Raw genomic sequence first — 23,587 nt, 5'->3', positions numbered from 1 at the left:
CTAACGAGTAGGTATAATATAACCTTTATATCTACTCCTCAGTAACGCATCGCAGTTTTTACTGTTTTTTGATCGCGCTTTGATGGTAAGGAATTAAGTATGGCAACATTACAATGTCGCGTCGTAAGTGCTCGTGAAGAGTTGTATTCAGGCGAAATTAGCATGTTAATAGCTAGTGGTACCGAAGGCGAAATTGGTATATTGCCAGGTCACACCCCGCTTATTACTTTGCTAAAACCCGGTCCGATGCGCGTACAAACACCTAACGGTGGAGAAGAAGTCATTTATGTATCTGGCGGTGTGTTAGAAGTACAACCAAAAATGGTCACCGTACTTGCTGATACCGCGATGCGTGCACACAATCTTGATGAGAGTAAAATCGTTGAAGCACGTAAGAAAGCTGAGCAAATGCTGGTCAACCAATCTGATACCGTACAAACCAATGCGGCATTAGCGTCATTGGCAGAATCAGTCGCCCAGCTGCAGACTATTCGTAAATATAAAAACCGCGCCTAGCACATTGTTACGCTTTAGTTTTTGTTATAAACATAAAAACAGTCCATTAGGGACTGTTTTTTTATGCCTGTTCTTCTAATAGTTAGCTTTTTAGTAGTTAGCGCTTAATATTTGCCATAGCTCAGACATTTACTATAGTGAGTGAAAAGTAATATCGATACAGCACGCACTGCTGATATCAGTTTTTCTTGCTTACTGTGCTTGCCGCAGACAGAGGCTACAAAAAATTGATATCAGCAATACCGTAGCGTTTTTAGGATATTTTGCCTATATTTGAAATATCTCCTAGGTTATGCAATATTTATCAAAAACTAAACTGATTTTCATAAAATGATGGAAAAGTGACTAGCGGCAACGCAGATATATGGTTATATTAGAGCGTAGCAACCACGTTTTTTCTTTTAAAAGTTTATTAGCTTTTTTAACGATATTTAACGACATTTATTATTTCGGCTTTTAAAGCGTTGGTTCGATATAAGACCAGTAGAATGATTGAATAAAATTTATCCTATGCCTTTTAAAGTTAATAAGAGGTATAATTTTTGGACGCAAACTAACGTTTTATAGGACGTAGTTTATAGGTTTTGTTACCAACTATAAGCTATAGTATAGGAAGCTGTGTGTTTAATAGTATACTGTGCTACCAAGTTTGTAACCGTGTTACGGTCACTGCCTGTATTGGCTTACAAATTGATTGAGTTACGGTGCTATTAATTTACCGCTCTTATTTTCACCGCTTTTAAATAAGATGTATTAGAGGATATAACAATGACAACGAATGAAGAAGACAACACCCCCCGAATCTTGATTGTTGAGGATGACGAGCGCTTAGCTATGTTGACCCAAGATTACTTGGTTAAAAATGGTTTAGAAGTGGCAATTGAAACCGATGGTAATCGCGCCATTCGCCGTATTGTCAATGAACAACCAGATTTGGTCGTACTTGATGTCATGCTTCCTGGTAGCGATGGCTTGACGGTATGCCGTGAAGTACGTCCCCACTATCAGAATCCTATTTTGATGCTGACCGCGCGCACAGAAGACATGGATCAGGTTTTGGGTCTTGAAATGGGCGCTGATGACTATGTCGCTAAGCCTGCGCAGCCACGTGTATTGCTTGCCCGTATCCGTGCTTTATTACGCCGCTCAGAAAATGCGCCATCAGAAGATGTGCCGCAGCGTCTTGAGTTTGGTGAGTTGGTTATCGATAACGGTGGTCGCTCAGTGAATTTGGGTGATGAATTGGTTGATTTCACCAGTGCCGAATATGATTTATTATGGTTACTTGCGTCTAATGCTGGTCGTATCTTGTCACGTGAAGATATCTTTGAGCGTCTACGGGGTATCGAATATGACGGTCAAGATCGCTCAATCGACGTACGTATCTCGCGTATCCGTCCAAAAATTGGTGATGATCCAGAAAATCCTAAACGTATCAAAACCGTGCGCAGTAAAGGCTATTTGTTCGTTAAAGAAGGCAATTAACAGCGTATTGTTAATGCAATTCTCTTTACTAAAATACTTTTTAATAAAAAACCAGCGTAAAGCTGGTTTTTTATGGTCTAAACTTTAATTTTTAAACTTAAATGCTGCGTTATGTGGTTTAATTGAGCGATAATTATGGATGCTAGATTAATAGTATAGTGAGTGAAAAGTAATATCGATACATCATGTACTGCTAATATCAATTTTTCTTGCTTGCTGTGCCTGCGCAGACAGAGGCTACAAAAAATTGATATCCGCAACACTGTAGCGTTTTTAGGATATTTTGATTATATGAGATAAATTGCGCTGCAAGAATTTCTCTTCTTCCTTTATCAATAATTTTTTATTAGGTTGGTCACGGCACGTATGTCATTAGTTTCTTCTCTTAAACACAGTATCTTTGTTCGTATTTATGCTGGACTGCTCATTGTCTGTTTGTGTGTGGCATTATTTGCGCAATTGTTGATGGATACGATCAATAAAGAACGCGTCCAATCTTACCGCGAAAATATGGCTACGGGCGCTTTTCATATCGTTGCTGAAGGCATTGCCCATCAAGAAAGCGAATCGCAGCGTGAGTATTGGCTGTCGGATGCTAGTAGCTTATTTGGCGCAGAATTTAACATTGTGCCTATTAACGAGGTCGATTTTAATGCCAGTGAGCTGCGCCGTTTTGAAAAAGGCAATACCGTCGTTCGCTATGTTGCCCAGCCTATTTACGCCGATGTTTATTATCGCTTGCCAGACAACGAGAGTGTTTTAACCGCACGTATCTCGCAAGTGACCGAGCAGCAAGTACGCGCTATCGCGGTATTTTTGCTCGATGATTTGTCTTATTACGCGACTTTATCCGATAAGCGTGCGCGTTTGGCAGAACTAGAAGAAAAATTCTCTTTTCCATTAGAATTTAGAGCGATCAATACCCTTAATTTAGACCCCGATCAAATGGCACGCTTACGCCGCGATGAGGTCGTCATCTTATTACAAGATACCAATACCAGTAAAAGTAATTCGTCGATTAAAGTGGTCGTGCCGTCTGAAATCAATGATATGGCGATTTTAATCGGGCCGGTACCTTTGTTTAACTGGTTCCCGCTCAATCTGATTGTCAGTATGATTTTGATCAGTATGTTCCTGATCAGCTTAGGCGTGTATGCGCTTATTTTCCCGCTAGAGCGCAAGCTGCAACTGATTCAAGTGGGCGTTAACGAAGTCAGTAAAGGCAATCTTGATATCAAAGTGCAGGTTATCGGACAAGATGAAATTGCGCGTCTATCCGCGACCTTTAATGCGATGACGGCACATATTAAGCGTTTGATTGAATCGCAGCGCGAGCTGACGCGGGCAGTATCGCACGAACTGCGAACGCCGGTTGCACGTATTCGTTTCGCTGTCGATATGCTGGCAGATACCGATGATGAAGATTCGCGCTTTATGCAGCGTGATTATATTGATGAAGATATCGAAGCGTTAAATGGTTTGATTGATGAGATTTTAACGTACGCCAAACTTGAAGAAGGCTCACCAAAACTGGATTTAGAACCGGTCAATCTGCGCGAGTTGCTTGAGCAAATTGAGCGTGAAACCAATGCTTTAGGCAAACCGATTAAGATAGTAACCAATCTGCCAAATGCGAAAGTGACAGCGGTTGCGGATAGACGTTACCTGCACCGGGTGATTCAGAACTTAGCCGGAAATGCTTTACGTTATGCCGAAACCACGATTATCATTAGTGCGGGAGTGAAAAAAGGCAATGCTTTTGTCAGCGTAGAAGATGATGGGCACGGTATTCCTGAAGCCGACCGTGAAAAAGTCTTTATACCATTTTCACGCTTGGACGATAGTCGTACACGTGCCTCAGGTGGTTATGGTTTGGGCTTGTCTATCGTATCGCGTATCGCTTTTTGGTTTAATGGCAATATGAAAGTAGACGAGAGCCGTGAGCTTGGCGGCGCACGCTTTGTCATGACTTGGCCGATTAAACCATTGACCCAAGTCCTTGCTGCCGATGAGTTGACGCAAGAAAAAAGTGAACGCGATTTCGATGCTTAATCTTTTATAATGACCGATAAATTGATATTGATAATTTATTAAAATGATTGAAATGAGCTTAATAGTAAAGGAGGGCAAAGGATGCCGTATTTATTTGGTGGTTTAGTGGTATTGAACGCAGCAGCGCTTGGGTATTATTTATTTTTGCAGCAGCCAACCAGCACTGAGACGCTAAAGGCTGCGCAGCAAGAAATAACCCAGCCTTTAACCTTTAGCAATAGTGCCGAGTACATTCCTCCAGTTATTGGTACTAAAAAGTAGGGCTATTAAAGTGGCCAATAACGATCAGTTATTAGCCACACTCTGATGTTGTCTGTTATTTCTATTTATTTAACGTTCATTTATTTTATTGGTCGTCTATATTGGTAGTAGCATTAAATGGTTTATCATTATCAGCAGCCAATGGCGGCTCTCCGGCAACTTTAGAAATAAGTGGGATACGAACACAGACTTGTAGACCGCCATCTGGATGATTGATGGCCTCGACCGTCCCATGATGCAAACGCGCGATACGATCGACAATTGCTAAACCAAGTCCGCTACCCTGAGTAGTACGCGCTGACTCCCCGCGCTCAAACGGTTGCATGATACGCTCTAATTGGTCTTCTGCGACGCCCGCACCGCAGTCGCGCACGCATATCAATAACTGCTCTTTTGCTTCTTTATTGACCTCATTTTCAGTCACTACATCGCTGTCTTCTACTACCGTTTTTTCTATGAATGTCGGCACCACGGTAGCGGATAAATAAATGGGCGGTTTGCCGTAACGTTTGGCGTTATTGACCAAGTTAATCACCAAGCGTTTGATAGACATTGGCCGCACGGGCACCATTTTTTGACATTCGGATTGATAAATAAACTCTAGCGGCGCAAATTGCACCATAATTTCATTAAATATGGTGTCCAAATTGGTCAGGCGCACTGGCTCATCGGAACCGTCTTTCATAAAGGAAATAAACTGCTCCAAAATCGCATCCATATCTTCGATATCGTAAATCAAACCTTCTCGAAAAAATTCATCAGGCAGCATCTCAGCGGTTAAACGCATACGGGTCAGCGGCGTGCGCAAGTCGTGCGAGATACCCGCCAGCATAATCGTCCGCTCTTTTTGTGCTTGATTGAGGGTAGTAAATAAGCGATTAAATGCCATATTGACTTGGCGGATCTCAGTGGGACCATTATGGGTCGGTAAAGTGGTAGCGTGGCCGAGGCGAATATAGTTGGTCGCCGCGCGCTGCAAATAGCGTAGTGGACGATTTAATTGCCGCGCTAATAAAATAATGGTCAGCAAGGTTAAAATTGGTAGGCCAACTAAAAACAATACTAATAAAGCGGGACTGTACTGCGAATAATACACCACCGGCTCGCGAATCCAAAAGCTGGTATCGCGACTGTCTTGCACCCACAGCTGCGGCGTTGGTTTAAACTTAAAATATACCTCTACTGGACGACCCAGTTGCGCGCCAATTTCGCGCTGCAATACATCGGTAAAGACGCCAACAAACGCCTTATCTTCTATCACCGGAAAATCGCTAGGATTATTGACCACCACCACATGCGAATGCTGATAAATCCATTGCCGGACGGCCGGCACATTTTTCCAGTCTTTATTGACGCTGTTCATCAAGCGTAATTCACTGGTCAGATAGCGCGCATGATTTTTAAGCTCTGGCAAATACAGACTGCGCCAAAAAAACGAAATCGACACCCCGACGCTAATAATGACGATAAAAGCGACCATCAAGGTGGTGAGCCAACTGTTAGAGTAGGAGCGTGCGAGCCAACCTTTGCGCTGTGGCTGTGATTTTGCGGTGGTCATATATATCCAAAAAATTAATCAAAATATGGGTAAGGTGATTTTCTTTAAAATGGCAGCTAAAGCAGGTAAGTAAGGTATTTTTATTGAATGTCTCTATAAATTAAATATCTAGATAAAAAGTAACTCGCTGTATGCGCGCTTACAAGCTTATGTTTTATGGATTTCTATCACTGCTATTGTTGGTAGCATAGCATAATCAAATAGTAAGACAGGTTGCTTTACGATAGTCAATTTGCAAGAAGACCCAGACCTGAAATAGCATTCTGCCGCTATAAATTAACAAGATATTTTGAATTGTATTTTACATGCTTTGCCATTTAAGCTATTGTTAATAAATAATTAAATAAGCACGGTTTATGTTTTCAATAAAATAAGACTGTGCTATAATTATGCCCTTTTTGGTATACCTGCGAAAGAGAGAATTCACATGGTTGTTATTCGTTTAGCACGGGGCGGTGCCAAGAAACGCCCATTTTATCAAGTAGTTGTTGCTGATCAACGCCGCGCGCGTGACGGTCGTTACATTGAAAACATTGGCTTTTTTAACCCGCTCGCTAAAGAGTCTGAAGAAGCAGTACGCCTAAACATGGAAGCGTACGATGCGTGGATCGCTAAAGGTGCACAACCTTCAGATCGCGTTGCTTCATTAGCAAAAGCTTATAACAAGTCTGCCGCTCAAACTGAAGCAACTGCTTAAGTTTGTACCGTCACTGAGGCGCTGATAGCTGGTCTATGGCAGTCTCAACAGACTTTAGAAAACATAGCGTAACTGGTTTGACCAGGGTGCGCCATTAACTGTTTATTACTTTTGATTGCGCTTAGCGCTGTTGATTGAGCTGTATTTACCCTTGTTCTTTAGTCATTGCTTTATCTATCATTGTTGTTTTAGTCATCGTTAGGTTAGCCGTTATGTCATCTGTTCCAAACGCTAGTGCACTTATGAAAATCGGCCAGCTAAAAAAGCCTTATGGCATTAAAGGCTGGCTGTGGGTATTTAGTGACACGGATGATCGCACGGCAATCTTTGACATGCAGCCTTGGTGGATGAAAACTGCTACTGGCATGAAGCCTTTAACTGTAAAGGCGTGGCGCGAGCAAGGGACGGGCATTGTCGCTCAATTTGAACAAGTCCCTGATCGTAACGTTGCAGAGACCATGAATGGCGTGACCATTTGGGTTGAGCAAAACGTTTTGCCAGAAACCGGTGAAGACGAATATTATTGGTCAGATTTGGTTGGCCTGCGCGTGATAAACGAGCAGGACGAAAACTTAGGCGATATTACTGAAATGTTTGAAACCGGAGCCCATGACATCATGCGTGTCGCGGCAACGTCAGACAGTTTAGATGCCGAGGAGCGCCTGATACCTTGGCATAAGCAAACGGTGATTGAGGTCGATTTGGCTGAGAAAACCGTGCTTGTGGCATGGCAAAGTGATTATTAATCGTAATTTCTTTTGATTGATAAAAACGTCATTCACGCAGTGTTTATGCAAGTAGAGATCTGATGTATTTTGCCGTGATTAGTATTTTCCCTGAAATGTTTGCCACGATTCGTGAGTTTGGAATCACGGGACGGGCAGTCACTCAGGAGCAAGTCACGATTGAATGCATCAATCCACGTGATTATACCACGGATAATTATCGCCGTATTGATGAGCGCCCGTATGGTGGCGGCCCTGGCATGGTGATGATGGCTGAGCCATTATCCCAAGCGATTGAGGATGCCCGCCTGCGTGCCCGTCAGCACGGTTGCCGTGTCGACAGTGCGCACTGTCCGGTGATTTATATGTCACCACAAGGACAGACGCTGAGCGAGAGTAGGGTGGTCAGCATGACTGAGTATGACGGCATGATTTTATTATGTGGTCGTTACGAAGGTATTGATGAGCGCTTACTGACGCAGTATGTCGATATGGAAATATCACTTGGTGATTATGTGTTGACCGGTGGCGAGCTACCAGCAATGGTGCTCATGGATAGTGTGATACGTCGTCTGCCTGATATTATGGGTGATGATAAATCCGCTGAGCAAGACTCGTTTGTCGATGGTTTGCTTGATTGTCCGCACTATACCAAGCCGCATGAATTTGCTGGGTTGGCGGTCCCTGAAGTTCTACTTTCAGGTCATCATAGCAATATCGCTAAGTGGCGCTTTAGCCAACAGGTCGAACGTACGCAAGCGCGGCGTCCAGATTTATGGCAAGCGTTTACGCCAACGGTCGAGCAAGCAAAGTGGCTCAAAGCATTGGCAAAAGCAGATAAAAAATAGCGTTAATAGCGGTTAAAAACATAAACAGTTAAGCAATAATATTTTGAGCAACAATAAAACGTGTCATAGCATCATGGCCGTTGGTCATAACCCATTTACGTTGTAGTTATTATTAATCCAAGATATTAATAATAGCTATGATTCATTATTACAAACAGGTGATATGCGTCAAGCCTCTATTATCTAATGTGAGGAGATAACTCTCATGAGCAACAAGCATCCATTGGTTCAGGTCATCGAAAATGCGCAATTGATTGAGCGCCCAAGCTTTGCACCCGGCGATACCGTTGTGGTTCAAGTAAAAGTACGTGAAGGTGAGCGTGAGCGTTTACAGGCTTTTGAAGGCGTTGTAATTGCTAAGCGTAACCGCGGTCTAAACTCAGCGTTTACCGTACGTAAAATCTCAAGCGGTGTTGGTGTAGAACGTGCATTCCAATTGCATTCACCAATCATTGATAGCATCGAAGTGAAACGCCGTGGCGCAGTTCGCCGTGCGAAACTATACTACTTACGTGAGCGTTCTGGTAAATCAGCCCGTATCCGCGAAAAACTTGGTGCTCGTCCAGCTGCAAACAAAAAAACTGACGCTGGCGTACCTAAAGCAGTTGATACTGCTCCTGGTATTTAAGAACCAGTTTGCTTTGCTGCGCTTAGTCGTCTGATTGGACGCTTGATGCTTGGCAAGGCGAAAGTAGATACAAGCCCTTATTCATAGGTTTATTTATAAATAAGCGGGCCATACCAAAAAAGACAAAACCCCAATCTGTGCTTATGCCAGATTGGGGTTTTTGTTTCTGCCGCTTTTATTTAGGCTTTAATTGCTGCTTTCATGCTGTTTTCATTAAAGATTTGCGTGACATGTTGGCTTTCAATGTTTTAGGTCTCAGTATTGTCTACGCGGCTGGTTTGGTCTTTAGACTTACTGTACTTACGCAGTCGAATATAAAGAGTCTTAGTAACAGTAGCGACGACTTTTTGTTGCTCATCGACGATATCGACGCTGTATTCACGAAAGACGGGCTCGCCATCCTTTGCCAACTCTTGAATAGCGATTACTTCAGCACTGCTAACCTTGATCCTTGCGGTGACTTTGCTCTTACCCGGCGCGATAAATTCAATATGTGAGCTTTTATCCCATACTACGTAGCTGCTGCCCAATTGGTGCATAAGCATCAGCATATAAAACGGATCTACCATCGAGTATAAGCTGCCCCCAAACTGGGTGCCGACGATGTTTTTGTTTAAATTATTTAAGCCCATGCTGACCACGCATAAACCTTGATCTAAATTCATGTGTTCAATCTTGATACCAGCGCCGATGTAGGGCGCATAAGTGTTGATACGCAGTTTAAGCAAGTAGGGCGTCAGTAATGGCATGATATTTTTTTTCGCGTTACGTTTAAGCGTTTCAAGTCTTTTAGGCAGTAAATTCATCAATATTTCCTATTCCCTTTTTAGATATTGCTAGTCTGATGGTATGAGTTATTTTTATTGTATTAAGTTAAGTATGACTGCAAGGATTGTTGCTTATAAGGTAAGTTTTCAAGCAATGAGTCATAAAAAGATATTTATCATAGTGAAAAACCATGAAGCTCGCCAGTTTTAAAGCGTAACGAAACGGCAAATGCGACGATAAAGCCATTATCTTGTTTGCATTCATTACCATTTTCTAAGTGTGAACGATTGAGTCATAAAAAATATTTTTCATAACGATGCGGGTAGTATCTTTTAATGGCGAAAGTCTCGCATTATCTTTAACGATGTCTTACAATAGCGGGATTTTGTTTTGGGCGGTTTAATATTTACTCGATATTAGGATAATAACGCCGCTCAAACCTCAGTTGACATAAGGAAATGTGATGAGTGGTACACAGCTTCCCACCTCAGGGCGCAACCCGCAGCAACCAATCTCTTCTGATAATGACGATTTGCAAAGCAGCTATGTAGAGTTACATAAGCCCAGCGCTAGCTTTAAAAATCGTAATGCCTACCTCAATCATGAACTGCAAATCATGCAACCAAAACGTTGGCGTGCTAATTTGCCGTTCCGCGATTATCGTTTTGAGTATGAAGATACGATTCCGGCAATGGCAGCGACCATCGGTAAAGTGGTGATGGTGGGCGCCATTGCTGCAACCTTTGCTGGTCCGCTTGGTTTGGGCGATGCCTTTGTGCTAGAAAACGTGCGTTATGAATTGCTTATCGTGGCGTTTTTTGTGATTTTATTCTCAGGCTTCCTGCTACCGACTGCTAACCTTGCTGGTACGCACGGCCCACTGATTCCACTGATTCCTATCGTCGTTGCCGCGGGTGGTCATCCGATGGCCTTTGGTCTACTAATCGGTGCTTTTGGTTTGCTACTTGCCATTAGTAAAGGCGGCAGTCTGCTAGCGAACTTGACCAGTAAAGGCGTGTGCGGCGGCCTACTGCTATATTTAGGCTTTATCGGCACCACCTCCCAAGTCAAAAACCTATTTGCTTGGGCGGAAGGGATTGGTATGTCGCATATCGCCTTTGTGGTGATTCTACTGACGATTATCTTATACGCGCTGTTAGAGAATTACCAAAAACGCTGGCTGGCGGTGCCACTCAGCTGCTTGTTAGGCGGCGGAGTTGCCTTTGCGATGGGCGCGCCATTTGCCTTTAAAACCGCACCCGGCCTACCAAATATGAATCCAATGTATTGGTGGGGCGAAAACACCGGCTGGATGTTAGGCTTGCCGACTGTCGAAAGCTTTATCGTGGTGTTGCCATTTGCGGTGTTGGCAGTCGCTATGTGGTCACCAGACTTTTTAGGTCATCAAGTCTTTCAAAAAATAAGCTATCCAAAACGTACTGAGCGTGTGCTGATGGATATCGATGACACCATGACCAGCGCCTCTATTCGTCAGGTGGCAGGCTCTGTGCTTGGTGGTGCTAACTTCGCTTCTTCATGGGGCACCTATATTGTACCAGCGGCAATTGCGAAGCGTCCTATTCCAGCCGGTGCGGTATTAACGGGATTATTCTGTATTATTGCTGGTGTTTGGGGTTACCCCATGGATTTAGCCATTTGGGAGCCGGTAATGTGTGTGGCGTTGATTGTTGGCGTCTTTATCCCGCTACTTGAAGCGGGTATGGAGATGACCCGCGAAGGTAAAACCACGCAGTCTGCGGCGATTGTCGTCTTTGCTTCTGCCTTGGTCAATCCAGCCTTTGGTTGGTCGATTACTTTGGTGCTGGATAACTTAGGCTTGATTGGTTCAAAAGAGCGCAGTGCTAGCTTAACAAAAATGAGTCGCTGGATTATTCCTGTGGTGACCTTTGTCATTTTAACCACAGTGATGGCTATCGTCGGCATGTTGCCCGGTATCCCAGCGCTTTTGCCAAACTTCCGTCACTAGATTTTTAACGTTTTCCATAAAAAGCCAGCTTCGATGCTGGCTTTTTTTATGACTTTGGTTAAGCCAGTTTTTGGCTTGCAAAATGCCTGCTGTTGCCCCATACATATGATATTAATTACGTTTTTACAATGTGCTGTTTTTACTCTGTACTTCTTTTACTCTGTACTAATGCTAAAGCCCTAATTTAAGAGTTAAAAATTCTATGGTCAATGTCTCCGCATCGAGTCCCGTCGACGATAAAAAAGCCCGCCTTAAGCATTTAATTCAGCGCCTGCCAAATCTACCCGGGGTATATAAAATGCTGGGTAAAAACGGCGATATTCTTTATGTTGGCAAAGCCAAATCGCTTAAAAGTCGCGTCAATAGCTACTTTGCTAAGACCATTGACCATCCAAAAACTCGAGCCTTAGTCGCACGAATTCATAATATCGAAACCATTATTACCCGTAGTGAGACCGAAGCGCTATTACTTGAGCAAAACCTGATTAAAGAGCATCGTCCGCCTTATAACGTGCTACTGCGTGATGATAAGTCTTACCTTTATGTGTTTATCTCTGCGGATAAGCCCTATCCAAGATTGGCTTATGGTCGCGGTAAAGGCAATCACCAAAAAGGTCGCTTTTTTGGGCCGTTTCCATCGGCTCATGCGGCGAAAGAGACGCTGGTGCTCATGCAAAAAATGTTTCAAATGCGTCAATGTACCAATACCTTTTTTAAGCAGCGTAAACGCCCGTGCCTTGAATACCAGATTAAGCGTTGCCGTGCGCCCTGCGTTGGTTTGGTGTCGCAAGAAGAATACGCCGAGGACGTTAATAATACCATTCGTTTTTTAAAAGGCGACTCGAGTGATATTCATCAGACGTTAATTAAAAAGATGGAGAGCGCAGCGGAAGCCTTAGACTTTGAAAAGGCGGTCTTTTATCGTGATCAGCTCTCTATGCTGCGCGAAGTCCAAGCGAAGCAAGCCGTCTATACCGTAGAAGGTGAGGCGGATGTGATTGCGATTGCCAGTCAGGCGGGCATGACCTGTGTCAATGTGCTGACTGTGCGCGGCGGGCGTGTGCTTGGCGGTAAAAACTATTTTCCCGATATCGATAGCAGTGAGCCACTTGCCGATAATTTATCGGCATTTATTACTTCGTTTTATTTTCAAGTAACCGATGATTTGCCAGCTGAGATTATACTCAGCCATGAGCTGCCGGATCAAACAGCTGTTAGTGAAGCATTGATAACCCACTTTGGCAGTAAGACGGTCATTAAAACCAACGTTCGCGAGCACCGCGCTGAATGGTTAGATTTGGCCAAACTCAATGCCAATAATGCCCTAAAAACCAAGCTCGGCGATTATCTAGAATTGCATGCCCGCTTTGGGGCACTGAAAGACGTTTTAGCTGATGTCACCGATAGAACCATTGACCGTATCGAGTGTTTTGATATCTCGCATACCATGGGCGAGGCGACCATCGGTAGCTGCGTGGTCTTTGACCAAGGTGGTTCGCGTCGCCGTGATTATCGTCAGTATGCGATTCATGATATCCAAGGTGGTGATGACTATGCGGCGATGAAGCAAGTGCTGACGCGGCGTTATAAGAAGCAGCCATTGCCGGATTTATTGCTGATTGATGGTGGTAAAGGTCAGCTTGGTATTGCTAAAGAAGTACTCACAGAGTTGGATATTCTTAATGATACGTTGCTCATTAGTGTGGCAAAAGGTGAAGGGCGTAAAGCAGGCTTGGAAGTATTGCACTTTATCGATCACGAGCCGCTTGACTTGCCGATGGATAGCAAAGCGCTGCATTTGTTGATGCATATTCGCGATGAAGCGCATCGGTTTGCCATTACCGCGCACCGTAAAAAGCGCGATAAACGCCGTTCCTCATCGGTGCTAGAAGTAATTCCAGGGCTTGGCGAAAAGCGTCGCCGTGACCTGCTTAATCACTTTGGCGGTATGCAGCAATTGCTTGGTGCATCGCAGCAGGAGCTGGCTGGCGTGCAGGGGATTGGTCCGGTATTAGCGAAAACGATTTATAAAGTGCTGCATGAGTAGTTTAAGCCGTATGGGCTAAATTTAAGTTTGTGCTCATAAAGCCCAACAATAAAAAAGTTGTCTTAGAATTATCTAGGACAGCTTTTTTTATTTTAATAAACTACAATTATTATTCGGCATTTTCTCTTTTATAAGTCACAAACCTAAAATCTAAGCCACTTTTTTCATCGTGTTTTTGCTCAGATTCTGCTACGACTACAAACTCGTTTGGCAGCTCAGGGTAAAAGGCATCGCCATCTTTAATATCAGTATCGACATGTGTCAGCTCGACGCGGTCGGTATACATCATCGCCTCACTAAAGACCCGCTCGCCGCCAATCACCCAAATGGTATCAAGGTGCGCACCATGAGCAAGGCTGGCAGCTTGTGTCAGCGCATCGTCTAAATTGTGCATCACATAAGCCTTTTCACTACCGACTAAGTTATTTTGCTCGGCGTAGTCTAGTTGGGTCGTGATAATAAAGCTGATGCGTTTTGGTAGCGGCTTGCTGCCCATCGACTCAAAAGTCTTACGACCCATAATGACGATACCTTGTATCGCGCCGTCACTTTGTTTGGTCGACATATTTTTGAAATGCTGCAAGTCAGCTGAGATATGCCACGGCAGCTCATTCCCTTTGCCGATACAGCGATTGCGACTGAGGGCCGCGATTTGGGCAACTTCGGTATTGGCATAGCTCATAACCTATCCTTTTTATGGTCTTTTAAAAGTAAAGCGATTAAATTTAGACGGCAACTTTGGCTTTAATAGCTGGATGCGACTCATAACCCTCAACGCTGATATCGTCAAAGGTAAAGGCAAAAATATCCTTGATGTCAGGGTTTAGGGTTAAGGTTGGCAGCTCATACAGCGAGCGCGTCAGTTGTAATTCAACTTGCTCGCGATGGTTTTGGTAAATATGACAATCGCCGCCCGTCCAAACAAATTCGCCGACTTCTAAGCCGCATACTTGCGCCACCATATGAGTCAGTAAGGCATAGCTGGCGATATTAAACGGCACACCGAGGAATAAATCCGCTGAGCGCTGATAAAGCTGGCAGGACAGTTTATTGTCTGCGACAAAGAACTGAAATAAGGTATGGCAAGGCGGCAGGGCAACTTGATCGGCTTCCTTTGGATTCCAACCAGAGACGATTAAGCGGCGCGAGTTGGGATTGGTCTTTATTTGTTCAATCACGTCAGTGATTTGATCGACGCCATCGTTCTCATAACTGCCGTCTTTCCGCTTGGTGGCGCCATAATTGCGCCATTGATGACCATAAATGGGACCCAAGTCGCCAGCAGGACGGTTAAAGCGCGCGGTTTGGTCAGCGGTCGCCCATTCGTTCCAGATACGCACGTTATTTTCTTGCAGATAATCAACGTGGGTACTGCCACTTAAAAACCAAAAGAGCTCATAAACGATCGATTTAAAATGGACTTTTTTGGTGGTTAATAAGGGAAATCCATCGGCTAAGTCAAAACGTAGCTGCGCACCAAAGTGGCTTAGCGTACCAGTGCCAGTACGATCGCCTTTTTCAGTGCCATTCGTCATGACATATTTTAGCAAGTCTAAATAGGCTTGCTCATTTTTACTGTTATGATAATTACTGGTCATAAAACTACTCTTTTGCCTGATTCAAATATAGCATTCAATATTTAAACGTGTTTTTAATATCTTACTTGGTAATTAATGCTTAATAAGCCGCCTGTTTACCCCAATCATAGATGCCACGCCTATAAGCATAAACCAGCATGATGAGACCAATAATAATCATTGGCGCGCTTAATATTTGGCCTTTGGTCATCCAGCCGAGTAAAATAAAGCCTTGGTCGGCATCGGGCTGACGGAAAAACTCGATAATAAAGCGGCTAAGCCCGTAACCTAATAAAAAGATAGCCGAGACTGCCATACGGGGACGCGGTTTTGAGGAATACCACCATAAAAAGATAAATAGCAGCAGACCTTCTGCAAGCGCTTCGTAGAGCTGCGATGGATGACGCGGCAATAAATACTGGCCATTGACCTCAAGCATTAACGATTGTAATTTAGGGTTGGTTTGTAATTGCTGCGCATCAAATGCTGCGGCTTGCGGAAAGTAAGTCAGCCAATTATAGCCACCGTCTGAAACGCGTCCCCATAGCTCGCCGTTGATGTAGTTGCCGATACGCCCAAACAGCAGACCCGTTGGTACACAAGGAATAATAAAATCGAGCACCTGAAAAGAGGTCTTTTTATATTTACGGGCAAAATATAACATGCCTAATAAGACGCCAATCATACCGCCGTGAAACGACATGCCGCCTTCCCATACCCTAAACAGATACGCAGGATTTTGTAGCAATTCACCAAATTGATAAAACAATACATAGCCGATACGGCCGCCCAAAATGACACCAAGGGCACCAAAAAAGACCAAATCAGACACCATATCGGTAGTCCAGCCATCGCGTTTGCTACTGCGATACCATGCAAGGCCATAAGCGGCGGCAAAGGCTAATAAGTACATTAAACCATACCAGTGCACTTCTACTGGCCCCAAGGACAGCGCTACGGGGTCGAACTGAGGATGAATCATCATAAAGGCATCATATTATTGATAATGGAGTGTGGCCCATAATAGCAAAATTCATCCCTTGCGAATACTATGATAAGTTTATCGATAAATAAATGGATAAGGGAATGGCACATGGAATCAATAGCAAATCGGAGCAAAAACCGATAAGATGAAAAAAAGTGCTTCAATTTCTAAGGAATCCTTATGCAGTTGCCTTTACCAACATTATCCTTGCTCGGCATCATGGCTTCAAGTTTGACGCTATGGATTCCTATTAATGCCCAAGCAGCGCTGAGTAATATTGAAAATATTACTATTTATCAAGGCTTAGCCAGCGTCACGCGTACCTTGCCAATCAATGGCAGTGGCGAGCAAACGCTGGTCTTTTCTTGTTTATCGCCGAACATTGACGCTGATAGCATTAGCGTACAAGCACTAGGTAATGTTAATGTCGGTGAAGTCAGTATCGAAACCTTGAGCGCTGAGCAAGCGGCGCAATGTCAATATGGCCAATATCAAGGCGACGCCAAAGTACAAGTCCAGAAAAACACTCTTGCCGATATCAGCGCTGAATTAGAAGCAGCACGCTTAACCAAAGCCTATCTGCAAAATTTGACCAAAGTGACGCAAATTAATACGGCTGGCACATTGGCCAATAACGCCCGTGATTTAGAGACACAAGCGGCCAATATTAATAAAAAGATTGTCGAGCTACAGCAGCGCGAGGCACAAGCGAAAGATGCGCTCAATCAGCTGCTGGCGGGTAGTACGACCTCAAAACAGAATAGCGTGACCCAAGTTAGTGTTCGCACCGCCAGTCGCACGCCAAGTACGGTTAAACTGCATTATCAAGTGCGCGGCGCCAGTTGGGAGCCGACCTATCAAGCGCGCTTAAATACCGACAGTAAGCAGCTGAATATTACCGCTTCTGCCATCATCGCTCAACAAACTGGCGAGAATTGGAACAACGTGCCTGTTATTTTAAGTAGCGTAAATCCCAATCAAACGACTACCAGTCAGCTGCCACGCGTTGAGCGCTTGTCATTATATGAAGAGCAGCAACAAGCCAAATTGTCTCGTTATGCAGCGCCGATGATGGAGATGGAAGCGTCTCCTGTGCTCGTCGTAGATAGTGATAGCTATAGCGGTACTGGAAATATGCCGCCGCTACCGAGCTTTGCGGTAAGCAGCCAAAACAAAAACGGCATCACCGAATATCGCTTGCCGCAGCGGGTCAGTATTCCTAGTGATGGTCGGCGCGTACGTACGGTCATCGATGAGCAGTCTGGCACTAGCAAACTTTGGCTACGCAGCACACCAAGTGCCGAGACCGCCGCTTATTGGTATGCATCCGCGCCATTCTTGACGCCTACTTGGGCAGATGGCTCACTGCAGCTATATCGCGATAATAACTATGTCGGACAGTCGCGCTATAATTATCAAACCCTAAAAGAGCAGGGTATTGGCTTCGGTATTGATCCAAGTTTGCTGGTCAAGCAGCTGACCGACGAGAATAAACAAGGTGATAGAGGCGTATTTAACCGTCAGCAAACTAAAACCATTACTCAGGCCTATCAATTTACCAATCAGCACAATCGCAGCGTGCGCTTGCAGGTGTTAAGTGCTGAGCCGGTGAGCAGCGACGATAGTATTAAAGTCATGGCGGCGCATACCCCAGCGATTAGCCAAAAAGACTGGAATGATAATAAAGGGATGGTCGCTTGGGAGTTTGATTTGCCAAGTAAGCAATCACAAGTGCTGCAATCAACATATCAAATCAGCTACCCTGCTGATAAAAAGCTGAATACCAACTAAGCGCTAATAATTTAATATTTATATCAAGGAAAACTATGTGTATCGTCGCCATTGCTTGGCAGTTATTTGATGAGTTGCCGTTGGTTTTACTGTCCAACCGTGATGAGTTTTTACAGCGTCCAACAGATCCGCTGCATCAATGGGAGGATAAGCCTATTTATGCAGGGCGCGATAAGCAAAGTGGCGGCACATGGCTTGGCATACAGCAACAGCAACAGGGCGATTTTTACGAGCAAAACGGACGTTGGGCGGCGGTATTAAATTTTCGTGATGGCGTACAAGCAAGTAATGACGAACGCTCACGTGGCGAATTGGTCACCGATTTTTTGACCAGCACTTTAAACCCATTGGAATTTGCTCGGCAAATCAGTTTGCAAGATTACGCAGGTTTTAACCTTGTTATTGGCGATACGGCGCAAGCGGTCATTGTCAATAATCGTGGTCATGCACCGACGCCGTTATATACAGGATTGTACGTAATATCCAATGGTCAGCCAGAAGAAGCGTGGTTTAAAACCGAACGCCTACGCGGTCGGTTACGCCAAGAGGTGTTGCCATTGATTAGCGAGAACAGCGCCCTTGACTACTGGCAAGCAGCGGCGTTTGCCGTGATGTCGGATAACACGCCAGCGCCAGAAAATAAATTACCCGAAACAGGTGTCGCTAAGCAGATTGAGCGCGCACTGTCCTCTATTTATATTGAGTCTGCTGATTTGAGTAGTATGAATAAAACAGCCATGCCAAGCTATGGAACGCGGACGCAAAGTATTTTAACCTTACGTAAAGAAGATAGGACAGACAAAAAAATCAAAGCAGCGCTTATTAGCCGTGAATGCCAGCATAGGCAAATTTAATATAAAAAAATTCCCCTATGAATAATAGCTATCAATAGGGGAATTTGTTTTCTGTTTGAATACTTATTCCACCAACAAATGGTTGTTTTGTTCTGGAATAATCAGTTCTTGTTTAAGCGGTAGTTCGCGCACCAATTCTTGCAAGGCGCGACGATATACCCCGCGTTTAAAATGAATCACTTGTCCGAGTGGATACCAGTAGCTGACCCATTGCCAATGGTCAAATTCTGGTTTACCCTCATCAAAGCGGATATGTTGAGTATTCGGCTCATCTAAGCGCAGCAAAAACCACTTTTGTTTTTGCCCAATACACAAAGGATACTGCCCATGACGCACATAGCGTTTTGGCAAACGATAACGCAACCAATCTTGCGTGACCGCCAGTAGATCCACATGACGCGGATGTAAACCGACCTCTTCCCAGAGCTCGCGATACATCGCATCCATCGGCGTCTCCCCGCGGTCGATGCCGCCTTGAGGGAACTGCCAAGCGTTGTGACCAATACGTTTTGCCCACAGAACTTGCCCTTGTGTATTTGCCAAGATGATGCCGACATTGGCGCGAAAGCCGTCTGCATCTATCATGACTAAACCCTTTTAAATTATTTAAAAATAGCTTATTTCGACAAGGTACAACGACAGCAATCATAGTTATTATAGGGTGATGACCATCAGTACTATGACAAAATAAGATTCATTACCGTTATTAAACCAAGAAACAACCAAAATGTGTAACAGTATTTTGCTATAAAATGTTTCACAAGATTAATACTTTAAAATCAATCAGTTATAAGCACACTTTTGTTAGTAAATTCCGCGGATTTTTTTAATAATGATAAGTCGCGGTAACGATAGGTGTATAAATACTTAAATATCGAATATTATTGTTAAAGCATAAATAAGGTAGCGGTTTATAAAAGGTAAGCAAGAAAAGGCAAACAAGGAAAGGGCGTCATAAATCTGGTTTTTGCTTATGCTACACTAACAAAAGACAGTGTTTTTAAAAATAGATTGTATTTCAAAAAATAAGAAACCGTTACTATTCAAATGAAAATTCATGTCAAATTAAAAAGCATATGAATTAAGAAGCATGCGCATTCAAAATCGTAGTAATTAAAACAAGGAATATCTAAGATGTCAGAGTCAAAAGCAAGCGTCACGTGGCAAGAAAATAAAGCCTTTATGGGCGTATCGCCATCAGGACATAACGTCCAAATCGATGCTGATAAAGAAAAGGGCGCCAGTCCTATGGAGCTAATTTTATTAGGACTTGGTGGCTGTGCCAGCTACGATGTGGTGGCAATTTTACAAAAGTCGCGCCAACAAGTGACCGACGTACGTTGTGAGCTGACCGCTCAGCGGGCTGAGACTATTCCAGCAGTTTATACTGACATTCATATGCATTTCATCGTGACCGGACAAGAAGTCAAAGAAAGCCAAGTAGGAAAAGCCATCAAACTGTCGGCCGAAAAATATTGCTCAGCCAGCCGGATGCTGGTGCAGGGCGGCGTCAATGTGACTCACGATTTTGAAGTGATTGCAGGATAGGGGCAAGTATACTGATGAGTCTATTCTTTGGGTTGATTCCCGATAGTGCAGCAGCGGCTATTTGGGCGATGGTGGTGGCAAGTCTGCTGCCACTGGCGATGGCGCTGACAGCAAAAGCGCTTGGCGGTTTTAATTTGGCTGACAATGCCCATCCGCGTGATTTCTTACAAGGGACGACGGGAGCTGCCGCGCGGGCCAATGCTGCCCAGCAAAACAGCTATGAGACCTTGCCTATATTTTTGGCGGCAGTATTGGTAGCAATGCTGTTTTTTGTGCCGCAATTAATTATTAATACCATCGCTTGGCTTTATGTGCTGATTCGTATTGGTTTTTGCGTGGCTTATATTGCCAATTTAGCGACCTTTCGTTCTATTCTTTGGGTGCTTTCGATGGCTTGCTCATTGATGTTGTTTTATTTAGCGATACGGGTCAGTTTTTAGCTTATTGCTGCTGTAAGTCTTTGATATTTTTATTTTTAACACCTTTACAATATCGATTATAAAGCGCTGATTATTAGCATGTGCTATTTTGCAGCGCCCAGATAATCACCGCTTTATTTTTTTCTCTTTTAATACGTTCCCACAAGGTTTGCGCCTCAGCGTAACCCTTGGTTAGCATACCAAGCCACTGCTTATAACGCCCGACCAACACCACATCATTTTTCGCCGTACCCTCTAAAAATTTAATCTGATGGGTAATTAAATCTTGCCATGCTAAGGCTGTCAGCGTTTTTGTGTCGTTATTATCGGCATCAATCTTGGCAATCAAATCAGGACGGGTGACAGCGCCGCGACCAAGCATCAGATGCTGGGTTCCTGACTGCGTCATACAGTTTTGTGCGTGCTCACTATTCCAAATCTCACCATTGGCAATCACTGGTATCGCAAGCGTATTAAAATTTTGGATTTTGTCCCAATAAGCGGGCGGCTTATAGCCTTGGGTTTTGGTACGCGCATGAATGGTTAGCCAATCGGCGCCGCTCGCAGCAATCGCTGCTTTGATATCGTCCATGCGACTGGTATCGGTATAACCCAAGCGAATCTTTGCGGATACGGGAAGATGAGCGGGTACGGCTCGGCGTACGGCGCTGATAATCTCATACATCACGTCAGGCTCATCAAGTAGCACTGAGCCACCACGATGGCTGTTAACCGTTTTAGCCGGACAACCAAAGTTGATATCAATCGCTGGCGCACCAAGCTCGGCAGCATAAGCGGCATTTTCTGCCATCAATTGCGCGTCACTACCGAGCAGCTGAATATGAATCGGTGTACCAGATATGGTTTTGGCATCATGATGCAACTCTGGCACGTATTTATAAAATACATGTGCTGGCAAGACAGTTTGGGTGACGCGAATAAATTCACTGACCGACCAATCATAAGGGCGACCCAAGTCTGACGCAATTTGGGTTAGGATTTGGCGCATCAAAGGATCAGTTAAGCCTTCCATGGGCGCAAGCAGGCGAACAGGATTGGCAAATAATTGCTGTATGGTGTTTTGGCGTGTTTGAAGTTGTTGATTATGATTCATGATCGGAGAGTCAATGTTATAAAAAGAGGTCGGCAAAGGCGATGAGGTGAGAGATAGACGGGCAGATTAAGTATTACCAAAAATGACCTTTTTCCCTGTCTGCAGTCCTGATACCAAGTCTTTAATATTATGAATATCTAAATTGCTTTGCGCGCGCGTACACGCAACGTAGAGCAGACGCAGTTCTTCTGGGCTAATCTTGACCGCATTGGTGGTCACGTCATAATAAAAATCATCATCAAGCTGCACTTTGCCCCACTCAAGCCCTTTGGCTTTATGCGCGGTTGAGATGACATAATCAGCATTTTCGATACGGGTTAGGCTGTTAACTGCCTGCGTCAACACATTGGTACCATGGTCATCGACCAACTTCACCAAGGTTTTAAGGTCGCTGCCTTCATTGGTTTCAGAGTATTCTTGGACGTCACCCCAATTATAAAAATACGCCAGTTCGGGCACGCCATACGCCGATTTGCCATTTTTTAAGTTTTCGGCTGCCTGACAAAATTTAAGCATACGATCGGTATCGGCTTGCAGAGCAACTCTATGACCAAGTTTTAAACCTGTTAGCAATTGCGACATCGCCGCCGCATTGGTACGGCAAAGAATGGCATCTTTTTTACTATGCACCATACCTTTTTCAGTAGACGATTGCTTATTAGGATTGCCTTTTAATGGTACGTCTTCTTGTAACGCTTTAAGCAAGGTATTAGCAATCTCAGCAATTGGTTCGCCAAAACGAAACGATTGGGTCAATAAGGTTTGCGGCAACGGCAGTTTTTTCATCGCATTGACCGCGCCGCGCCACTCATAAATCTGCTGATGGGCGTCGCCGACATAAATCACCTGCCGTGGCTGCTGGGTCAAAATCCCCATCATCAACGGATCGGCATCTTGCGCTTCATCAAACAAGATAAAGTCCGCAGGAATGCTCGGCTTCGATAAGGCCCACAATTTAAGATAAATATCATGGCCGATACCAGCCGGATGGCGCGCATCAATCGACTGTAACCAGCGCTGTTCAACAGCAGGGTAGAGCATTTCGCGCAACTGCTCGCTATCTGACTCAGCAAGCCAGCTTGGAAATTCAAGATGCCTTGGGGCAGGATAGCTGGCGTGGGTACTACAAAAATTGCTCACCGCATCACTGACAAACCGCGACAAGCGCGCTGGCGTGAGGGTAATATATTTATTCACCCCATCCATTTGCCGACGTACTTGTACCGGTTGTAAGCCTAAATCATCACCCAAACGCTTGGGTGAAAATCTTGGTAACGACAATTTAGCGGTAATATCACGTGGTACGTGACGGTAGGCTAATGAGTGAAACGTGCGACAATCGACGTGACCGGGAAATTTTTGCCGCGCATCGTTGGCAATGGCTTTGTTAAAGGCTAAATACAAGCCGCGACCGCGCAGACGCTCACCGATTAATTTGAGCGTCGTGGTTTTCCCTGCACCCGCATAAGCGACCACTTTAAATGACTTGTGATCCATTGCCATGTTTAGCGCGTTCAGCTGCTCATCAGTGGGATCGCTCATATAAGCTGGCATCGATGCGGACATAATAAAGCTACCTAAAAAACTAGAATGGAGTCAAGATTAGCGGCGGTAAAAAAAGCCACTGCATAAACAATGGCTGACGGCTGATAATAACGGTGATATTGAGACACTCATTAACACTGAGGGTAGTACTGAGCGACTTAAATAAGAAAGCTATTTAAATA

At 44.3% G+C, this 23,587-nt stretch carries 22 protein-coding genes; 14 read left to right on the top strand and 8 right to left on the bottom strand.

The features are described 5' to 3' along the window. The first annotated feature begins 99 nt into the window (after window positions 1-99). The 4 genes from AB8P72_RS12440 (at window position 100) to AB8P72_RS12425 (ending at window position 4,314) form a co-directional block, all read left to right on the top strand. Entirely contained in the window at window positions 100-516 is a 417-nt protein-coding gene (locus AB8P72_RS12440; RefSeq protein ID WP_068404252.1) for a F0F1 ATP synthase subunit epsilon, read from the top strand. Window positions 517-1,284: 768 nt separating this feature from the next. Continuing rightward, window positions 1,285-2,001 (top strand): response regulator, encoded by a 717-nt coding sequence (locus AB8P72_RS12435; RefSeq protein WP_021812806.1) that lies wholly within the window; start codon window positions 1,285-1,287, stop codon window positions 1,999-2,001. Window positions 2,002-2,367: 366 nt separating this feature from the next. After that, window positions 2,368-4,053 carry an ATP-binding protein gene (locus AB8P72_RS12430; protein WP_068404250.1) on the top strand — a complete coding sequence of 562 codons (1,686 nt, stop codon included), beginning with the start codon at window positions 2,368-2,370 and terminating at the stop codon, window positions 4,051-4,053. Between the two features lie 81 nt (window positions 4,054-4,134). After that, on the top strand, window positions 4,135-4,314 hold the full coding sequence (locus AB8P72_RS12425) for a hypothetical protein (protein WP_068404248.1): 180 nt from the start codon (window positions 4,135-4,137) through the stop codon (window positions 4,312-4,314). 85 nt (window positions 4,315-4,399) lie between these two features. Here the strand turns inward: AB8P72_RS12425 and AB8P72_RS12420 are convergent, their stop codons facing one another. Then, window positions 4,400-5,872 (bottom strand): ATP-binding protein, encoded by a 1,473-nt coding sequence (locus AB8P72_RS12420; RefSeq protein ID WP_068404246.1) that lies wholly within the window; start codon window positions 5,870-5,872, stop codon window positions 4,400-4,402. Window positions 5,873-6,299: 427 nt separating this feature from the next. Between AB8P72_RS12420 and rpsP the strand changes: the two genes are divergently transcribed. The 4 genes from rpsP (at window position 6,300) to rplS (ending at window position 8,770) form a co-directional block, all read left to right on the top strand. Beyond that, window positions 6,300-6,569: a 30S ribosomal protein S16 gene (gene rpsP / locus AB8P72_RS12415; RefSeq protein ID WP_068403757.1), complete on the top strand. Its 270-nt coding sequence runs from the start codon at window positions 6,300-6,302 to the stop codon at window positions 6,567-6,569. Between the two features lie 212 nt (window positions 6,570-6,781). Further along, window positions 6,782-7,315, top strand: a complete 534-nt coding sequence (gene rimM, locus AB8P72_RS12410; RefSeq protein ID WP_068403756.1) for a ribosome maturation factor RimM — start codon at window positions 6,782-6,784, stop codon at window positions 7,313-7,315. Between the two features lie 62 nt (window positions 7,316-7,377). Then, the gene (trmD, locus tag AB8P72_RS12405; RefSeq protein WP_068403754.1) at window positions 7,378-8,142 is read left to right on the top strand and encodes a tRNA (guanosine(37)-N1)-methyltransferase TrmD; all 765 of its coding nucleotides are present in this window, start codon (window positions 7,378-7,380) and stop codon (window positions 8,140-8,142) included. Window positions 8,143-8,347: 205 nt separating this feature from the next. Then, on the top strand, window positions 8,348-8,770 hold the full coding sequence (gene rplS, locus AB8P72_RS12400) for a 50S ribosomal protein L19 (RefSeq protein ID WP_068403752.1): 423 nt from the start codon (window positions 8,348-8,350) through the stop codon (window positions 8,768-8,770). 248 nt (window positions 8,771-9,018) lie between these two features. Here the strand turns inward: rplS and AB8P72_RS12395 are convergent, their stop codons facing one another. After that, a complete protein-coding gene (locus AB8P72_RS12395; RefSeq protein WP_369957819.1) occupies window positions 9,019-9,576 on the bottom strand; it encodes a DUF4442 domain-containing protein in 558 nt (185 codons plus the stop codon). 425 nt (window positions 9,577-10,001) lie between these two features. On the opposite strand from AB8P72_RS12395, the gene AB8P72_RS12390 reads away from it, so the two are divergent. Together AB8P72_RS12390 and uvrC are read left to right on the top strand one after the other, a co-directional pair. After that, entirely contained in the window at window positions 10,002-11,525 is a 1,524-nt protein-coding gene (locus AB8P72_RS12390; RefSeq protein ID WP_193030975.1) for a DUF3360 family protein, read from the top strand. 202 nt (window positions 11,526-11,727) lie between these two features. Next, entirely contained in the window at window positions 11,728-13,572 is a 1,845-nt protein-coding gene (gene uvrC / locus AB8P72_RS12385; RefSeq protein ID WP_369957818.1) for an excinuclease ABC subunit UvrC, read from the top strand. Window positions 13,573-13,681: 109 nt separating this feature from the next. Here the strand turns inward: uvrC and AB8P72_RS12380 are convergent, their stop codons facing one another. The 3 genes from AB8P72_RS12380 to lgt form a co-directional block, all read right to left on the bottom strand. Then, entirely contained in the window at window positions 13,682-14,254 is a 573-nt protein-coding gene (locus tag AB8P72_RS12380; RefSeq protein ID WP_369957817.1) for a dihydrofolate reductase, read from the bottom strand. Window positions 14,255-14,297: 43 nt separating this feature from the next. Beyond that, entirely contained in the window at window positions 14,298-15,170 is an 873-nt protein-coding gene (locus tag AB8P72_RS12375; RefSeq protein ID WP_193030980.1) for a thymidylate synthase, read from the bottom strand. A gap of 79 nt (window positions 15,171-15,249) precedes the next feature. Then, window positions 15,250-16,134: a prolipoprotein diacylglyceryl transferase gene (lgt, locus tag AB8P72_RS12370; RefSeq protein WP_193030982.1), complete on the bottom strand. Its 885-nt coding sequence runs from the start codon at window positions 16,132-16,134 to the stop codon at window positions 15,250-15,252. Window positions 16,135-16,314: 180 nt separating this feature from the next. On the opposite strand from lgt, the gene AB8P72_RS12365 reads away from it, so the two are divergent. Both AB8P72_RS12365 and AB8P72_RS12360 read left to right on the top strand, forming a co-directional pair. Continuing rightward, window positions 16,315-17,925: a DUF4139 domain-containing protein gene (locus AB8P72_RS12365; protein ID WP_238059921.1), complete on the top strand. Its 1,611-nt coding sequence runs from the start codon at window positions 16,315-16,317 to the stop codon at window positions 17,923-17,925. A 35-nt stretch (window positions 17,926-17,960) separates the two neighbouring features. Further along, complete coding sequence (locus AB8P72_RS12360; protein ID WP_369957816.1) at window positions 17,961-18,779, top strand: NRDE family protein; 819 nt, start codon at window positions 17,961-17,963, stop codon at window positions 18,777-18,779. A gap of 63 nt (window positions 18,780-18,842) precedes the next feature. Here AB8P72_RS12360 and AB8P72_RS12355 read toward each other — a convergent pair whose 3' ends face one another. After that, window positions 18,843-19,364 (bottom strand): RNA pyrophosphohydrolase, encoded by a 522-nt coding sequence (locus AB8P72_RS12355; RefSeq protein ID WP_068403735.1) that lies wholly within the window; start codon window positions 19,362-19,364, stop codon window positions 18,843-18,845. A 549-nt stretch (window positions 19,365-19,913) separates the two neighbouring features. Between AB8P72_RS12355 and AB8P72_RS12350 the strand changes: the two genes are divergently transcribed. Next, on the top strand, window positions 19,914-20,327 hold the full coding sequence (locus AB8P72_RS12350; protein ID WP_193030986.1) for an OsmC family protein: 414 nt from the start codon (window positions 19,914-19,916) through the stop codon (window positions 20,325-20,327). Between the two features lie 14 nt (window positions 20,328-20,341). Then, a complete protein-coding gene (locus AB8P72_RS12345) occupies window positions 20,342-20,767 on the top strand; it encodes an MAPEG family protein (RefSeq protein ID WP_193030988.1) in 426 nt (141 codons plus the stop codon). A gap of 73 nt (window positions 20,768-20,840) precedes the next feature. Here the strand turns inward: AB8P72_RS12345 and AB8P72_RS12340 are convergent, their stop codons facing one another. Beyond that, window positions 20,841-21,860, bottom strand: a complete 1,020-nt coding sequence (locus AB8P72_RS12340) for a tRNA dihydrouridine synthase (protein ID WP_369957815.1) — start codon at window positions 21,858-21,860, stop codon at window positions 20,841-20,843. Between the two features lie 66 nt (window positions 21,861-21,926). Beyond that, window positions 21,927-23,426, bottom strand: coding sequence for a UvrD-helicase domain-containing protein (locus AB8P72_RS12335; RefSeq protein ID WP_191690735.1), 1,500 nt, complete (start codon window positions 23,424-23,426; stop codon window positions 21,927-21,929). Window positions 23,427-23,587 lie beyond the last annotated feature (161 nt).

The organism is Psychrobacter sp. CLB018, assembly GCF_041222815.1.
Taxonomy (GTDB): domain Bacteria; phylum Pseudomonadota; class Gammaproteobacteria; order Pseudomonadales; family Moraxellaceae; genus Psychrobacter; species Psychrobacter faecalis.
The sequence above is the reverse complement of the archived record's forward strand: the minus strand, read 5'-3'. Positions and strand labels throughout refer to the sequence as shown.

Bases quoted from the DNA above. Each gene is read 5' to 3' on its own strand.
- AB8P72_RS12440 (WP_068404252.1), top strand. From the start codon at position 100: ATGGCAACATTACAATGTCGCGTCGTAAGTGCTCGTGAAGAGTTGTAT.
- AB8P72_RS12435 (WP_021812806.1), top strand. From the start codon at position 1,285: ATGACAACGAATGAAGAAGACAACACCCCCCGAATCTTGATTGTTGAG.
- AB8P72_RS12430 (WP_068404250.1), top strand. From the start codon at position 2,368: ATGTCATTAGTTTCTTCTCTTAAACACAGTATCTTTGTTCGTATTTAT.
- AB8P72_RS12425 (WP_068404248.1), top strand. From the start codon at position 4,135: ATGCCGTATTTATTTGGTGGTTTAGTGGTATTGAACGCAGCAGCGCTT.
- AB8P72_RS12420 (WP_068404246.1), bottom strand. From the start codon at position 5,872: ATGACCACCGCAAAATCACAGCCACAGCGCAAAGGTTGGCTCGCACGC.
- rpsP (WP_068403757.1), top strand. From the start codon at position 6,300: ATGGTTGTTATTCGTTTAGCACGGGGCGGTGCCAAGAAACGCCCATTT.
- rimM (WP_068403756.1), top strand. From the start codon at position 6,782: ATGTCATCTGTTCCAAACGCTAGTGCACTTATGAAAATCGGCCAGCTA.
- trmD (WP_068403754.1), top strand. From the start codon at position 7,378: ATGTATTTTGCCGTGATTAGTATTTTCCCTGAAATGTTTGCCACGATT.
- rplS (WP_068403752.1), top strand. From the start codon at position 8,348: ATGAGCAACAAGCATCCATTGGTTCAGGTCATCGAAAATGCGCAATTG.
- AB8P72_RS12395 (WP_369957819.1), bottom strand. From the start codon at position 9,576: ATGAATTTACTGCCTAAAAGACTTGAAACGCTTAAACGTAACGCGAAA.
- AB8P72_RS12390 (WP_193030975.1), top strand. From the start codon at position 10,002: ATGAGTGGTACACAGCTTCCCACCTCAGGGCGCAACCCGCAGCAACCA.
- uvrC (WP_369957818.1), top strand. From the start codon at position 11,728: ATGGTCAATGTCTCCGCATCGAGTCCCGTCGACGATAAAAAAGCCCGC.
- AB8P72_RS12380 (WP_369957817.1), bottom strand. From the start codon at position 14,254: ATGAGCTATGCCAATACCGAAGTTGCCCAAATCGCGGCCCTCAGTCGC.
- AB8P72_RS12375 (WP_193030980.1), bottom strand. From the start codon at position 15,170: ATGACCAGTAATTATCATAACAGTAAAAATGAGCAAGCCTATTTAGAC.
- lgt (WP_193030982.1), bottom strand. From the start codon at position 16,134: ATGATGATTCATCCTCAGTTCGACCCCGTAGCGCTGTCCTTGGGGCCA.
- AB8P72_RS12365 (WP_238059921.1), top strand. From the start codon at position 16,315: ATGCAGTTGCCTTTACCAACATTATCCTTGCTCGGCATCATGGCTTCA.
- AB8P72_RS12360 (WP_369957816.1), top strand. From the start codon at position 17,961: ATGTGTATCGTCGCCATTGCTTGGCAGTTATTTGATGAGTTGCCGTTG.
- AB8P72_RS12355 (WP_068403735.1), bottom strand. From the start codon at position 19,364: ATGATAGATGCAGACGGCTTTCGCGCCAATGTCGGCATCATCTTGGCA.
- AB8P72_RS12350 (WP_193030986.1), top strand. From the start codon at position 19,914: ATGTCAGAGTCAAAAGCAAGCGTCACGTGGCAAGAAAATAAAGCCTTT.
- AB8P72_RS12345 (WP_193030988.1), top strand. From the start codon at position 20,342: ATGAGTCTATTCTTTGGGTTGATTCCCGATAGTGCAGCAGCGGCTATT.
- AB8P72_RS12340 (WP_369957815.1), bottom strand. From the start codon at position 21,860: ATGAATCATAATCAACAACTTCAAACACGCCAAAACACCATACAGCAA.
- AB8P72_RS12335 (WP_191690735.1), bottom strand. From the start codon at position 23,426: ATGTCCGCATCGATGCCAGCTTATATGAGCGATCCCACTGATGAGCAG.